The organism is Paenibacillus sp. J31R120, assembly GCF_056269225.1.
Window position 1 is genome coordinate 690508 of record NZ_JBWDNN010000001.1, and the last position, 14841, is coordinate 705348.

11 protein-coding genes are annotated in these 14841 nt (G+C 53.1%); 10 read left to right on the top strand and 1 reads right to left on the bottom strand.

The genetic code is table 11. The features are described 5' to 3' along the window. The first annotated feature begins 590 nt into the window (after positions 1-590). Positions 591-1124 carry an NfeD family membrane protein gene (locus AC0YNW_RS03105; protein ID WP_387474415.1) on the top strand — a complete coding sequence of 178 codons (534 nt, stop codon included), beginning with the start codon at positions 591-593 and terminating at the stop codon, positions 1122-1124. Positions 1125-1154: 30 nt separating this feature from the next. Then, positions 1155-2696: a flotillin family protein gene (locus AC0YNW_RS03110; protein WP_475830707.1), complete on the top strand. Its 1542-nt coding sequence runs from the start codon at positions 1155-1157 to the stop codon at positions 2694-2696. A 107-nt stretch (positions 2697-2803) separates the two neighbouring features. Here AC0YNW_RS03110 and AC0YNW_RS03115 read toward each other — a convergent pair whose 3' ends face one another. Continuing rightward, positions 2804-5143, bottom strand: a complete 2340-nt coding sequence (locus AC0YNW_RS03115) for a helix-turn-helix domain-containing protein (protein ID WP_475830708.1) — start codon at positions 5141-5143, stop codon at positions 2804-2806. A 379-nt stretch (positions 5144-5522) separates the two neighbouring features. Here AC0YNW_RS03115 and AC0YNW_RS03120 point away from each other — a divergent pair, with 379 nt between their 5' ends. The 8 genes from AC0YNW_RS03120 to AC0YNW_RS03155 all read left to right on the top strand — a co-directional run bounded on the left by AC0YNW_RS03120 (position 5523) and on the right by AC0YNW_RS03155 (position 14397). Beyond that, positions 5523-6479: an ABC transporter permease gene (locus AC0YNW_RS03120; protein WP_475830709.1), complete on the top strand. Its 957-nt coding sequence runs from the start codon at positions 5523-5525 to the stop codon at positions 6477-6479. A gap of 11 nt (positions 6480-6490) precedes the next feature. Continuing rightward, positions 6491-7372 carry a carbohydrate ABC transporter permease gene (locus AC0YNW_RS03125; protein WP_475830710.1) on the top strand — a complete coding sequence of 294 codons (882 nt, stop codon included), beginning with the start codon at positions 6491-6493 and terminating at the stop codon, positions 7370-7372. 50 nt (positions 7373-7422) lie between these two features. Beyond that, the gene (locus tag AC0YNW_RS03130) at positions 7423-8961 is read left to right on the top strand and encodes an extracellular solute-binding protein (RefSeq protein ID WP_475830711.1); all 1539 of its coding nucleotides are present in this window, start codon (positions 7423-7425) and stop codon (positions 8959-8961) included. A gap of 87 nt (positions 8962-9048) precedes the next feature. Next, positions 9049-9867, top strand: a complete 819-nt coding sequence (locus AC0YNW_RS03135; RefSeq protein ID WP_475830712.1) for a PIG-L deacetylase family protein — start codon at positions 9049-9051, stop codon at positions 9865-9867. A gap of 68 nt (positions 9868-9935) precedes the next feature. Beyond that, positions 9936-10973 (top strand): sugar phosphate isomerase/epimerase family protein, encoded by a 1038-nt coding sequence (locus AC0YNW_RS03140; protein ID WP_475830713.1) that lies wholly within the window; start codon positions 9936-9938, stop codon positions 10971-10973. Then, on the top strand, positions 10970-12445 hold the full coding sequence (locus AC0YNW_RS03145) for a chlorohydrolase family protein (protein WP_475830714.1): 1476 nt from the start codon (positions 10970-10972) through the stop codon (positions 12443-12445). The genes AC0YNW_RS03140 and AC0YNW_RS03145 overlap by 4 nt, the downstream gene beginning before the upstream one ends. Before the next feature lie 31 nt (positions 12446-12476). Further along, positions 12477-13394, top strand: a complete 918-nt coding sequence (locus AC0YNW_RS03150; protein WP_475830715.1) for a hypothetical protein — start codon at positions 12477-12479, stop codon at positions 13392-13394. 19 nt (positions 13395-13413) lie between these two features. Further along, a complete protein-coding gene (locus tag AC0YNW_RS03155) occupies positions 13414-14397 on the top strand; it encodes a Gfo/Idh/MocA family oxidoreductase (RefSeq protein WP_475830716.1) in 984 nt (327 codons plus the stop codon). Positions 14398-14841: the final 444 nt, after the last annotated feature.

Genomic DNA, 14841 nt, shown 5'->3' on the forward strand with positions numbered 1-14841 from the left:
GCCTGGATATTCCACTTCTGTCCATATGACAACTCGATGACGCTGCGCTAATTCAGCTTGGAGTGCAGCAAACAGCAGAGGGTGCTAAAGCAAGGACTGTAATTTATTCTTCATCTATAGACGAAGAAACAGGGGGAAAAGTTTTGTTAGGCTATTGCATGAAATGAAATTGTCGTTATGAAAGCAGGCTTAAAGCAATGTCGCAATATGTACGTAGTTTTCGCGGAACAGAGTCATTGATGCAGCTGTTGATATTCGAATCACGCAGCTGACCAGTTGTGAACATTGCCGCGGCCTGACAGATACGAATAAGAGTCTTGCCGCATTTATCGTTCAAGTGTACCATGGAGAAGGGCAACCCGCCGCCGCAACATACATCGTACAAGGGCGTTCAGAACGGATGCCATGCGATTCCACAGCGCGATAAACAAGCCTTTTTCAAGTAAATGGAAGAAGGGGCCGTATTCATCGCATCATTAGTGAATTATGTGTTGTCGTTTTTACTTAATTTTAGAAACTATTTTACAACTAAAACGTAATAAATAACGGAAGCGATAACAGGTTATGCCTTTTGAGAGAGGAGGAGGAAAATGGAGACGATCTATATGGCATGTCTCATCGGCGGTATTCTGTACGCGCTCGTCAGCGTTATATTCGGGGATTGGCTGAGCCAGGCGATGGACGGAGTGCTTGACTTCCTGTCGCTAGACGGTCCGTCCATATTCCAGCCGATGACGCTGGTAGGCGGTATTACGATCTTCGGGGGAGCAGGGCTGCTGCTGGAGAGATACAGCGGGCTTGGTATATGGGTTATTGCGCTGATTGCTCTGCTCATCGCCATTGTAGGCGCAATCGCCGTTTTCTTCCTATATGTGAAGCCGATGGAGAACAGCGAGAACTCGATTGCGTTCACGATTGGCTCGCTTGCCGGATCTCGAGGCGAAGTACTCGTTCCGATTCCGGAGAACGGTTACGGAGAGGTGCTGGTTAAGGTAGGGGCGGGCAATACGAATCAGATCGCCGCCAGTTATGACAAGAAGCCGATTGCCGGCGGAGCGCAAGTCGTTGTGATTGACGTCAGGGAAGGCGTATTGTATGTGTCCGAGCTGAACCTGTCGATCTAATAAAACCTTAGAAGAGAGAGGAGAAAGTGAATGGAACAGTACTTAACAATTCCTATTATTGTAGTTGGGGTTCTGGTCGTCCTTGGCCTCGCATTCTGGGCGCGCTACAAGACCGTAAGCCCGGATGAGGCGATGCTGGTAACAGGGTCATTCCTCGGGACCAAAAATGCCCTTGTAGACGAGTCCGGCCGCAAGGTGAAGATTATTCGAGGCGGAGGCGCATTTATCCTTCCAATCTTCCAGAAAGCAGAGTTCCTGTCGTTACTGTCGCATAAGCTGGACGTATCGACACCGGAGGTCTATACGGAGCAAGGTGTTCCCGTTATGGCTGACGGCGTTGCGATTATCAAGATCGGCGGCGCGATTGAAGACGTAGCGACGGCTGCCGAGCAGTTCCTGGGCAAGCCGACGGAAGCGCTGAAGGGTGAAGCTCAAGAGGTTCTGGAGGGTCACCTGCGGGCGATTCTGGGCTCCATGACCGTAGAAGAAGTGTATCGTAACCGCGACAAGTTTGCTCAAGAGGTGCAAGGAGTAGCGGCGAAGGACCTCAAGAAGATGGGACTGCAGATTGTCTCCTTTACGATCAAGGATCTGCGCGACAAGCATGGCTATCTGGATGCGCTGGGCAAGCCGCGTATTGCAGCGGTTAAGCGTGACGCAGAGATTGCCGAAGCGGAAGCGGTGCGGGATGCCCGTATCCAGAAGGCGCTTGCGTCTGAAGCGGGTCAGAAAGCGGAGCTGCTGCGCGATACGAATATCGCGGAAGCCGAGAAGGATAAGGAAATGAAGGTTGCTTCCTTTAAGCGCGACCAAGATACGGCGAAAGCGGAAGCGGACCAGGCGTATTCCATTCAGGAAGCGCGCGCGAAGCAAAGCGTAGTCGAGGAGCAGATGAAGGTCGAGCTCGTCCGGAAGGAAAGAGAGATCGATCTGGAGGGAAAAGAGATTCTTCGCCGCGAGAAGCAATACGATGCGGAAGTGAAGAAGAAAGCGGACGCCGATCGTTATGCCGTCGAGCAAGCGGCAGAAGCGAACAAAGCGAAGCAACTGCGTGAAGCGGATGCCATGCAGTACCGGATCGAAGCGGAAGCGAAAGCGCAAGCTGCTCAGAAGCGTCTGGACGGTCTGGCGGAAGCCGAGGCTGAACGCGCCAAAGGTACGGCAGAGGCCGAAGTTATCCGTCTGCGCGGTCTGGCAGAAGCGGAAGCGAAGGAAAAGCTGGCCGATGCGTTTGCGAAGTTCGGCGAAGCAGCCGTTCTCGATATTATCGTCAAGATGCTGCCAGAGCTGGCGGGTAAAGTGGCGGAGCCGATCAGCTCCATCGACAAGCTGACGGTAGTCGATACAGGCAATGGCGAAGGCGCAGCGCGGCTTAGCAACTATGTGACGTCGCTGATGTCAACAGCGCCAGAGATGCTTAAGAGTGTGTCCGGCATCGACTTGAATCAGCTGATTCAAGGTCTGACCTCCAAGGCGATTGCGCCGAAAGCGGTGCTTACGGCTCCAGCTCCAGCGGCAGCTAGCAAGCCTGCTGCACAGGTGCCGATCAAGCCGGTCGATCCGACTGAATAATAGCTCCAAGAAGCAAAGGCCGAGACAGGGAAAACAAACTTCCCTGATCTCGGCCTTTTTTGCTGCGCGTATGGCATTGCTGTGGCGTAACCTGGCGCAGCGGTGCGCTAATCGCCAGGACGATGGCATCTCCGATAGTCGGTTGGTGAGATGCCTTCCTGATTTTTGAACGTGCGGATAAAGGTATTGCGGTTGTTGAAGCCCACCTGCTCCCATATCTCATGGATCGGGGCTGAGGAGGAGGTAAGCAGCTCCTTGGCTCTGTCGATGCGCAGCTGCTGCAAGTACTTGTGGAAGGTTGTGCCCAGCTCCTTCTTGAGAAGCCGCGACATGTACTTGGGTGTCGTATTGTATTTGTCCGCCAGAATGTCGAGCGTAATCTCCTCGGCATAATGGTTGTCCAGATAGGCTCGGAACAGCTTAATATTGAAGGCGTCCGAAGGAGGCGACTCGCATAGCTCAAGCACCCGATCAAAAAACCGGTGTAAGTGCTCCGTCATTTCCTGCGTGGACCCCACATCTGCTGAGAGCAGGAATTGCGTCATATCCAGCTCTTCCTCATGGTCTTCGGCGATATTTTTGCTTTTCAACGTTTGGATGCCGATCAGATACAAGTGAACGAATAGCTGCTTCATGTTGGTCCCCGTCATATAGCGGTCCGTATTGGCGGATATGACGCCATCCAGCTGCTCTCTGAACTCTTCGCGCTTGCCTGCCACAAGCAGGTTGGCCAGTATTTTCTCGTCCGTCCGGCTTAGCACATAACGTGGCTCATGGGGCTCATACTCCGAATATTGCACGATTCGGTTGGAATCGAAGGGAGACACCTGCCACAATGCTTTCATGGCTTCTACATAAGATGATTGCATCCCCGTATAATTTTCATAGACCCGGCCCATGCCAATGTGAATGCGCAGCTCGGCTTCGTCTTGACGGAACAAGCTGTCGATTTGCTCGAAGTAAGCCGAATAGGCTTCCAAGTCATCCTTCGTTGCCGGGTTGATCAGCACGGCGAACATATGGGCATCCAGCTCCAGGATATAGACGGGATGCTCTTGCGGCAATAACGCATTCAGTATGCGGAATATCGTATCCGTCGCTTCGTTCTGAAACTTCTCTGAATACAGATCATAAAACGGCTTGCGGAAGTTACACTGAATCAGGCTGACCTGAAAATACGAATTCGGGAACCGGAAATCCAGCTTGTTCAAATACGAATCGATGACATCATGATCGTACGGAAAGTTGGATTGCAGCACCTTGGCCAAAAAATGCTTGGTTGCGATAGGCAGCGAGTAGGACAAGGTCCGGTTCAGATCATCGACATCCGTCAGAATCCGTTTGATTTCCGTATTCAGAAATTCCAGCTCGTTGAAAGGCGAATGCGATTTATCCTTTTTGGGACCGGGACCCTGCAAGGTTTGTACCAGCGAGCGGATCGGCGAGTAGAAGCGCCGGCTGAACAAGATCGACAGCAGCAGAGAAACAAGAAACAGAATGCCGGTAATCGTGAGATTCCAGCTTTTCATCTTGGTTAGGGCGGAAGTCAGGTCCGTGTGGGGAACCGCCACCACCATCGTTACGTCACGGAAAAAGAAGTTGGTCGTGTACTTGATAATATGCATGTTCTCGCCCCCATGCACGGCGTCAAATTTCGTCTCCGGATTCAGCAGCAGCTCGTTCATAAAGGATTGCATCGTCACATCGATCATTCGGGTCGAAGCGAGCAGATTTCCTTCTGTATCGGCGACCATGATCAGGCTGTTTGGTGTCTGCATATAGCTTTGCAGCAAAGTGCGGACAGCCTCTGCTTTCATATTAATGACGTACAAATTATTGGAGTAATGACCGCCGACCGTCGATTGCACGACCGAGATCGTCGATTCGCCTCTATTGCTATAGCTGCCCGAGACGACGGAAGGAGGCAGAATCGTAAATAAATGATGGTTTGTTTTGTATTCTTCCCAGAAGGACAGCGGATATTGCTCCATTTTGTATACGCTTTCATAGAATGACCCCGGTTCATAGGTGCCGTTATCACTAATAATGACGGATTCATCGCGTTTATAGATATAGGCATTGTCAATGTAGTTGCTGCTTGCCTTGATGCGAGAGAGCGAGCGCACGGCTTGCGAATAATCCGCGTATTTGCCGATATCGTCCTCCGCATATTGGGTCGTGATAACCTTCAGAATGTTCGGATCAAGCGCCAGCAGGAAATTCGATTGATAAATGCCGTCGAACAGATTGTTCATTGTAGAAGACAGGTTGGACAAGGAGCGGTCATAGTTCTCCCTGAGCTGCCCTTCCATATAGTTCATGGAAATGCTGGTGCTCAGAAACAATGCAATCTGAATGAAGGCGGACAGCGATACGAATAAAATGATTAGCCGGTAGAAAATACTCCGGAAGCCGAGCCGTGACCATCTGTGACGGATATTTCGCATGTTCTCACCTCATCGACATTCTGTACTCGTAGCTGGTTGGATTGAACAGGTCGATCCGAATAGACAAGTTTGGTTCAAATTATAGGTAACCTCCCGTACAAAAGCAATGCACAGCCGTGCGAATTCTGCAACAAAGTAGAATTGTGGGACATGGGGAAATATGCAACATCGACATAGTACTTGTCCGCACCGCTGGGGTAGCGAATGCTGTGACATGGGCGAAAAGAGTGACAATAGCCTGCGCTCGTCTGCAAAACAGCAAAGGCGAAAAGCGTGACCGGCAAGCGAACTTGGCTATTACGGGCGAGTCGCGAGATGTGGTTTGATGGATTCACGGACCTGACGGCCGAATTAACCGCACATGAAGGGGAGTAACGACATGAACAACGCCGCCGCATCGCCGCGATCGAATGATCCCGTACCGTACATCAAGCGTGCCAGGCGCTCATACTGGAAACGAAATTATTACTATTATGTATTGCTGGCATTGCCGCTTCTTTATTTTGCCATCTTCCGTTACGGGCCGATACTTGGCAATATCCTGGCCTTTCGGAAGTACATGCCGGGCGGACCGGCTTATGGCACGGAATGGGTAGGCTTACGCTATTTCCGAATGTTCATGGAAGATCCGAACTTCTGGCTGGCTTTCAAAAATACGATCTTGCTTAGCGTGATGAACCTCAGCATCAGCTTCCCGCTTCCGATTATTTTTGCGCTGCTGATTAATGAGATCATGGGTGCGCGGCTGAAGCGATTCATTCAGATTATCTCGTATTTTCCAAATTTCATCTCCATCGTTGTCGTAGTCGGACTAATTAAGGAGCTGCTGTCGCCTACGAACGGCATCGTCAACAAGGTGCTGGGGTCGCTTGGCATTGATCCGATCTTCTTCGTGAATCAGCCGGAGTGGTTCCGCTTCATCTATATTAGCTCGGATATTTGGCAGTACATGGGCTGGAATGCCGTCATCTTCGTAGCGGCGCTGGCTTCAGTCGACACACAATTATATGAAGCGTCAGAGCTGGACGGGGCAGGCCGCTGGAAGCAGACGATCCATGTGACGATTCCGCAGATTTTGCCTACCATCTCGGTTGTATTCATTATATCGCTCGGCTCGCTGCTCTCGCTCGGCTTTGAGAAGGTATTGCTTCTCTATACGGCAAGCAACTCCGCAACGAGCGATATTATCGATACCTTTGTATTCCGCATGGGACTTGAGAACAACAACTACAGCTACGCGACAGCAGCAGGCCTGTTCGGCGGATTAATCGGCTTCGGGCTTGTCTCGGCGGCCAATTATATCTCGCGCAAACTGTCGGGCGTATCGCTTTATTAAGGAGGGGTCGTATGTTATACCGGAAAAGCAAAGGCTATCGCGTATTTATGATCTTCAACTTTTGCATACTGAGCTTGGTCATGCTCGCCATCGCATTTCCGTTTATTCATCTTATTTCCGTTTCGTTCAGTGAATCGGCGGCTATATTAGGCGGGAAGGTCGTCGTCTGGCCGATCGGCTTCAATATTGACGCTTACCTCAGAATCTTCGATCATCCGACGATTTTGCAGGGGTTCAAAAACTCCATCTTCCAGACGCTGCTTGGCACGTCGATCGGATTGTTTATGACGATCATATGCGCGTATCCGCTGTCCAAAACGTTCCTGAAGGGACGCAAGGCTTTCGTCTTAATCGTGATGTTCACGATGTTCTTCAGCGGCGGCTTGATTCCGACGTATCTTGTGGTGAAGAGTGTGGGCTTAATCGATACGATCTGGGCCGTGGTTATTCCATTTTGCATCACGCCTTATTACTTGCTGCTTATGATGACGTTTTTCCAGGGGATACCGGACAGCCTGGAGGAGGCGGCCATGGTCGACGGTTTGAATCCGATGCAAATTTTGTTTAAAATCGTCATTCCGTTATCCAAGCCGGTCATTGCGGCGATTACAATGTTCCTGATCGTGTATTATTGGAACAACTGGTTCAATTCCATGATCTATTTGAATTCAAGCGATATGCATCCGGTTATGATGATCGTAAGAAATATTGTCGCCGGGGCCGATCTGGCCTCCATGGGGTCGGGCATTGGTCAGAATGATTTGACAACGCTCTCCTCCGCTTCACTCAAGGCGGCTGTTATTATGGTCACGACGATTCCTGTCGTCTGCGTATTTCCCTTTGCGCAAAAGCATTTTGCCAAGGGGGTGATGCTCGGCGCGGTCAAGGGCTGATTCATCTCATATCTCACTTGTGCTACTACAAAAAAAGGGAGGATTCACCAATGAATACGAAATTTCGCAAAGGGGTCATGACGACGCTGGCGGCTTTGCTTGTGGCGCTGCCGATTAGCGCTTGCTCTCAATCATCCAAGGAGCCGAGCTCCGATTCCGCTGGTCCGACTGGACTGTCCATGATGTACAGCGATTCTTCCGCTTATCCGTTCAATAAGGAATGGGCGCTCTTCAAGCAATTGCAGACTAAAGGCAATGTGCAGATCGATGTGCAGGCCGTTCCTTCACCTGACTATAAGAATAAGCTCAAGATCGTTCTGAGCTCGGGTACCATTCCCGATCTGGTAACGGAAGTCACGCAAGAGATCGTGCTGGAATTCGCCCAGAACGGCGTGCTCCTTCCGCTAAGCGACTACATGGATAAGCTGCCGAATCTCGAGAAAAAAATCAAAGAATACGAGATCGAGGATGAGCTCGACAACTGGCGTACGAAGGACGGCAAGCTGTATGTGGCTCCAGTCATGAACGAGGCGGCTCTCTATAATACAGCGCCGGTCATTCGGACGGACTTGCTGAAGAAGTATGACCTTAGCATACCAGAGACAATGGATGACTTGTACAACGTGCTGAAAGTGCTGAAGGAAAAGGATCCTGCGTCGTTCCCGATGGCGAACCTTGTCCGGGCGGAGAATATCCGCAACTTGTCTGGCGCGGCATGGGGCATCGATCCTTCCTATAACGGCTTTGTCTACGACGAACAGAAGCAATCTTATACGTACCTCTATACAAGCGAGAATTACAGGCAATATGTGACGTTCCTGAACAAGCTGGTGTCCGAGAAGCTGGCTGATCCAGAACTGTTCACCTCCAGCCTGGATTCTTGGAAGCAGAAGATGGTGACGGGCAAGAGCGTATTCACGTATACGTGGATCAGCGAGCTTGCGCAGATTAATGCAGACGGCAAGAAAAATGTCAGCCCGGATTTTGAACTGACTCCGATTCCGCCGATTGCAGGTCCTGGGGGCAAGCTGGCTGCCAGCACGCAGCGCATTCCTCATGGCATCGTCATTCCGGCTTCGGCGGCCAATAAGCCATATTTTGAAGAGCTGCTTGCATTTGTGAACTACTTATACAGCGACGAAGGCAATGAGATCGTTACTTGGGGCGAGGAGAACGACTCCTTCACCGTTGTGGACGGCAAGAAGCAGTTCACGGACAAAATTACAGGCGCAACGAGCATCCAGCGCGCCCTGTGGGATAGCGGCGCCTCTAACCAGAACTACACGATGCTGTACACCTACGACTGGTTCACCAAGGTTCTGGACAACCCGCTTGTAACGTCGCTTACCGAAGAAGCGCGGGCGAACAACTGGTTCCCGTCAATTGTGAAGGTTCCGAAGCTTACTTCAGACGAGAAGGAAGAAGAGAATATGCTGCTGACGACGCTTAAGGACAGCTATGCAAAAGCGCATGACGGGTTTGTATTCGGACGGCTTGGCAATGACGCCGATTGGGACAACTATGTGAAGGATATGGAAAATAAAGGCGTGAAGAAGCTGATCGAGCTCTACAATAACTCCATGAAGTAATCGGGATACAGGGCATGCGATGCCCTGTTCTCAACCATACCATTATGACACCTGTAATAGGGTGGTTCTGCGAAAGGAATGGGTGAAATGAACGAAGTGTTGAACGTTTTGGTAATAGGGGCGCATCCCGACGAGCCGGATATCTATGCAGGCGGAACGGCAGCGCTATTCGTCTCTCTGGGTCACCGCGTCAAATTTTTGTCCCTGACAGACGGCTGCTGCGGTCATCCAACCATGGATCGTTCCGAACTGGTGGAGCGGCGCAAGGGGGAAGCGGAGCTGGCGAAGCAGCGGCTGGGGCTCGTCGAATATGAGGTGCTGGATACCCACGATGGTGAATTGCTTCCAACCATTGAGCTGCGCCAGGAGGTTATTCGCCAGATCCGCCGCTTCCAGGCCGATGTGGTCATCTCGTTCCATCCGGAAGGCGGCCGTCATCCTGACAACCGCTATGCCGGACATATCGTTGGCGACGCGGCGCCGTTCGTCCGTGTGCCGCTGACGGTTCAGGATACGCCTATTCTGAAGAAAAATCCGATCTATCTGCTCATGCCGGACTACTCCATGAAGGAACGATATTCAGCCGATCTTGTTGTAGACATTGGAGAAGCGGTAGAGCAGAAGCTGCTCGCCTGCGATGCCCATGCCACCCAGTTCTACGAGTTCAGCTCCTGGGGCGAAGATCATCCCGTTCCAGAGGATTGGGAGGGCAAAAAGCAATTTCTGCTTGCAGGCTGGGCTTCCTTCTTCGATGCAAGCGAAGAGATGCTGCCGGCTCTGGAGCGCGGATACGGCAAGGAGCGGGCGTCGCAAGTACGGTATGCGGAGCCATTCGAATTCGCGCCATACGCCAGCCGTCCGACAGAGGAGCAACTGCAGCGGCTATTCCCGATGATTCGTTCCTAGTCTCGTTGTACGATGAATCGTAGACTGCAAGATTTTGATATTAACAGGATTGGGGCAGGTGAACGTATATGAAATTAGGCATTGATATGCATCACGGTTTTTTGCAGGAGGAGTTGCCTGTTGAGCAGGCGCTCCAGAAGGCGAAGCATGATGGCTTCGACGGCGTATATTACAAGCTGCCGCTTTCCGTATCTCCGACGCTGGATCGTTCCGAACTTAAGGCCGCGGCCGATTGTGCAAGAGAGCTGGGTTTGTATGTAGACTTCGGCATCGGCCGGGTCAATCCGTTCAACACGAATGAAACGCCAGAGGCATGGACGATTGGCGGCGGCGATTACAAGCGTGCCGTAGAGAAAATGCTTGAAGCGGCGGCATACATGGGCGCCAAGGAGCTAATCGGGGTGACGGCCGGCTGGAAAGGACAGCACTCGGGTTATCACGTCTATGACCGATTCCGTACGGATGTGACATGGGATGAGCAGCTGCAGGCGACCGCCCGGTTTTTGAAATCGCTTGCACCCGCGCTCAGAGATACCGGAACCCGGATCAACCTGGAGACGCATGAGGAAATCACGTCCTTTGAAATATTGCGTCTGATCGAGGAAGTTGGCGAGGATGTGCTCGGCGTGGCGTTCGATACCGCGAATGTCGTGTCGCGTGCGGAGGACCCGGTTAGCGTAGCGCGCCGAACGGCTCCGTACGTGCATCAGATGCATGCCAAGGACTGCATCCTGTATTTCTCGGATAGGGGGCTGGTCCGGCAAGTGAAGCCGGCGGGCGAGGGCTTCATCGACTTCCGCGAAATCTTCTCGATCATCTCGGCGTATCAGCCGGATCTGCATATCCAGATCGAAGACCATAAAGGCCTCATGCATCTGGATCTGTATGTGCCAGAGTGGCGCAACAGCCATCCTGATCTGACGGTAGAGGAGACTGCCGAGCTCGTCAGGCACGCATGGCGCTGCCAGCAGCGCATTCAAGCCGGCTTGCTTCCTGATCCCGCCATTTACGAGGGACCTTCCTATGCGGAGCAGCGCGACCAGCGGCTGCAGCAGGCGACGAATCATCTGGGCGGTCTGCTTCAGGAGATGGGGCTGCGCTCATGAAGAAAAAGCTAAAAGGCGCTTACGTCATCGGCTATGAGGGCAATGACCACGTCATCTATCGAAACGGCGAAGTCGTCTACGAGGGCGACACTATCCTGTACGTAGGCAAGCAATACCCCGGAGTCGTGGATGAAGAACGGGATATGGGGCTGGCCATTATCAGCCCCGGCTTCATTGATCTCGATGCGCTGGTCGATATCGACCACGGCATTCTTGATGTCGCGGTGCCGAGGACACCGGGAGACCGGTATCGGCGCAATCCGGATACCTTCCGAAGATCCGAGCTGTTCAGCCGGGAGGAGCTGCGCACCAAGCATCGCCTCTCCTATGCCCAGCTTATTATGAATGGCATTACGACCGGCATGCCGATTGCTGGCGACGGATTCCGGGCGTGGGCGGAGACGTACGAGGAAATGGCCGACGGGGCAGAGATCGCCGCCGAGCTAGGCATGCGCATGTACCTGGGACCAAGTTACCGAATGTCGCCTTCCCCGCATGCTCCGGTCGATACGGTCAGAGGTCCGGCAAGCGTTCGGGATGCTTTCCGGTATGTGGAAGATTTCGACGGCTCGTTCGACGGACTAATCCGAGCATTCCTATCGCCCTGCCAGCTGCCGAATCTGACGGAGGATGTCTTGAAAGAGACAAAGGCATTCAGCGACAGCGCAGGGGTTCCGATTCGCCTTCATTGCGCGGAATCACCTCAGGAAGCGGCATATTTGCTGGAACGGTACGGGCTTTCGCCGATGGAATATTTGGCCCATCTGGAATTCCTGGGCGCCAGAACGCTTATTCCGCATGCTATCCTGACCGGACCGATGCTGGGAAGCGGCAAACCCAAGACGGATGAGCTGGCTTTGCTCGTGAATTCCGCTACTTCTGTGGTTCATACGCCAATCGCGGAATCGCATGGCGGCCAGGCACTCTATTCGTTCAGCCACTACCTTGCGGCTGGCGTCAATATGACGATGGGCACGGATACACATCCGGCCGATATGATCCAGAACCTTAACTTCGCTTGGAACTTGACGCGAATTATCGAACGCGGCGAGCTGTTCAATCCGTATGGCGGGGCAATCGAGGCCGCGGCGCGTAAGACGACGGAAGCGGATCTGTTCCGCGCTGCAACGACGAATGGAGCGAGGGCGCTTGGGCGCGATGATCTGGGCAAGCTGGCGCCGGGCGCCAAAGCCGATATCATCGTCGTTGAGCTGGATTCGCTGCGCGTCACGCCGATTGAGGACCCGATTCGTACGCTTATTATGAATACGACCGGCGCGAATGTCCGTGACGTCGTGATTAACGGGCGTACAGTCATGAGAAACTTTGCGCTGCCGGATCTGGATGCGGAGGAGCTTCGGGAGAAAGCCCAGCAGTGCTTCGATAAATATAAAGCCTGCTATACAGAGACCGATCAGGAGCGCCGTTCCGGCGATGTGTTGTTCCCGTCAGCTTTTCCCATTATCGATTAGCATCTATGTATAGTTGAAGGAGTTTGTTTCCGTGGTCTTATTATTGCCTTTTGCGGCAGCTTCCTTGTTCTTGCTTCAATCGCTTCTGCTCAAGAGGCTGGGCGGCAGAGGGCAGGATACATTAACGGTTCACGCCGCTTACATGTTTCTTGTTGCAGCTGGTTGTCTGGCGGCATGGGCGCTGACGGACAGCAGTCTGCAAGTCAGCCCGGCATCGATCGGGACGGGTCTGCTGTACGGCATCGACTTCGCCCTGACGATGATCTTGTACGCCAAGGCGTTGTCATGCGGGCCGTTATCTTATTCTTCATTCTGTTTCTCGGCAAGCATGCTCATTCCGGTAGCCGCAAGCAGCGTGCTATGGGGAGAACAGCTTAGTTTTCTCCAAGCGATCGGCCTTGTGTTGTTCTTGTTGTCCTTCTATTTCATTCTGGTTGTGGATGCCGGGAGGAAGGGAGCGTCTGCGCGTCCTGAGAAACGCTGGTACGGCTATGCGCTTGGTGCATTTGTATTGAACGGGCTGCTGTCTGTATTCGGCAAGCTTCAGCAGATTGCGGTTGGCGGAGAGACGGCTGCATTTCTCGGCATCGGATTCCTGTCGGCTGCTGCTGTGGCGCTGCTGGCAGCGCTAATCATTGCAGGGCGGAAGCGGAGAACGGGCTTAGCCCCAGAGAGGGTGGCTCAAAGGATCGCTCTACGGCATACACCGCCTAGCAGCTTCCCGTGGCTGGTCATCATTGCCCTGGCGGCGACGACAGGCATTGGCAACGGATTGGTGGTATGGCTAACGCCGAAGCTTGCCGGAGCTTATTTATTTCCAACGGTCAACGGAAGCGTCATCGTCGGGTTGCTGTTCGCTTCCAGAGCGGTGTACGGAGAGCGTCTGACCACCGCAGGCTGGACAGGGGCATTGATCGGGGTTGCGGCTGTTATTCTAGTCAGCTTATAAAGATAGAAGGAGTGGCGAGATGATTCAATTAGGAGTGTTAGGCAGTTGGAACGGATTTCATGTGAAGGAATATGCGGCTATGCTGTCGGGGAAGGGCGAGGCACAGCTTGTATCGATTAGCGATGACCGTCAGGAGCTGGCCGTTGCAGCAGCGGAGGGACTGAATCTTGCAGTCAAGTCGCATGAGGAGCTGCTCGCCGATCCCGCTATTGCGGGCGTCATTGTGACAGCTGCGCCCGATCGCGCAGCCGCTTTAATCGCGGATGCCGTGGCAGCGGGCAAAGCAGTGCTGGCCGACAAGCTGATCGCGGTGAATGGCACGGATGCGGAGCGGGTGGCGGAGGCAATCCGCGCGGGAGGGGTTCCATTCGCTCTTGATCTTCCCCTTGCCCAGAAGCCGGTATGTCTAGCAGCTAAGCAAATTGTGGATTCGGAACGTCTGGGGCGGCTAACCGGCGTGCGTATCCGCAATGCCCATGGCGGGCTGCTGAAAGGCATGCTGCCGCCGCATTTTGTTGAAGATCCAACAGGCTTGCTTACGGACATCGGGCTGCACGGCATCTATATGGCTTGTCTGCTGCTGGGGCAGCCGGTAGCGGTCACGGCCCTGTCTGCCGGCGCTTCGGCTTCTCGTACACCTGAGACGGCTGTCTGCGTGCTGGAATTTAAGGATGGACTGCTTGTAACGGTGGAGATGGGCTACGTATCCCCGGTATCTCCGTTCACGCTGGAGCTGTTCGGGACAGAGGGCATGTTCACCGGGGGCGGTTATGCGGGTTCGGCGCGGATCAAAGGGCTGAGCGACGAAGACTGGACGGATCTGCCGCTCCTGCAGGAGAGCGAACGTCCGCTTACGATGCTGGAGCAGTGGCTTCACGATATCGAGGCTGTAGGGAACGATAGAGGGGCCTGGAATTTAAGTCAGGGCATCGTTATCGGGCGCGTGCTCGAAGCGATCACACGGTCGCTGGAGCAAGGCGGAAGCGTATCCGTACAAGCTTGATTTCCGAGAGGGTACAGAGCGCGGTCTTGAAGGAGGAGGGCTCACAGCAGCCTTCCTCCTTTTTATGTGCGCCCAGCATGGGCGCTATCTCTAGGGTTCAAGTCCCGAATGGTGAAGGCAGTAGTAACCATAGCTTAAGGCAAGAGTGTCCATTGTGATGTGGAATCTGAAGGAAGCCGGCGGCAAATCTCCGGTCTGAGGAACACGAACTTCATAAAAGGCTAGCGTACGTTGGATGAGACTGCATAACAAGTCGAAGCCCATACTGCCGAAGGCGTACGAAAGTAAATGAAACAGATAGATGGAGAGGAAGATAGCTTTCTTACCTGGGGAGATCTGTATGGTAAGTGAAGTAAACTTCGTAACCCTGCTCGAGAGAGCAAGCTGAACGTACAGAAGTCAGCAGAAGCCATAGTACGCAAGCTATTGCAACAGCTTGCGGAA

Coding starts and splice junctions, on each gene's coding strand:
- AC0YNW_RS03105 (WP_387474415.1), top strand. CDS start 591: ATGGAGACGATCTATATGGCATGTCTCATCGGCGGTATTCTGTACGCG.
- AC0YNW_RS03110 (WP_475830707.1), top strand. CDS start 1,155: ATGGAACAGTACTTAACAATTCCTATTATTGTAGTTGGGGTTCTGGTC.
- AC0YNW_RS03115 (WP_475830708.1), bottom strand. CDS start 5,143: ATGCGAAATATCCGTCACAGATGGTCACGGCTCGGCTTCCGGAGTATT.
- AC0YNW_RS03120 (WP_475830709.1), top strand. CDS start 5,523: ATGAACAACGCCGCCGCATCGCCGCGATCGAATGATCCCGTACCGTAC.
- AC0YNW_RS03125 (WP_475830710.1), top strand. CDS start 6,491: ATGTTATACCGGAAAAGCAAAGGCTATCGCGTATTTATGATCTTCAAC.
- AC0YNW_RS03130 (WP_475830711.1), top strand. CDS start 7,423: ATGAATACGAAATTTCGCAAAGGGGTCATGACGACGCTGGCGGCTTTG.
- AC0YNW_RS03135 (WP_475830712.1), top strand. CDS start 9,049: ATGAACGAAGTGTTGAACGTTTTGGTAATAGGGGCGCATCCCGACGAG.
- AC0YNW_RS03140 (WP_475830713.1), top strand. CDS start 9,936: ATGAAATTAGGCATTGATATGCATCACGGTTTTTTGCAGGAGGAGTTG.
- AC0YNW_RS03145 (WP_475830714.1), top strand. CDS start 10,970: ATGAAGAAAAAGCTAAAAGGCGCTTACGTCATCGGCTATGAGGGCAAT.
- AC0YNW_RS03155 (WP_475830716.1), top strand. CDS start 13,414: ATGATTCAATTAGGAGTGTTAGGCAGTTGGAACGGATTTCATGTGAAG.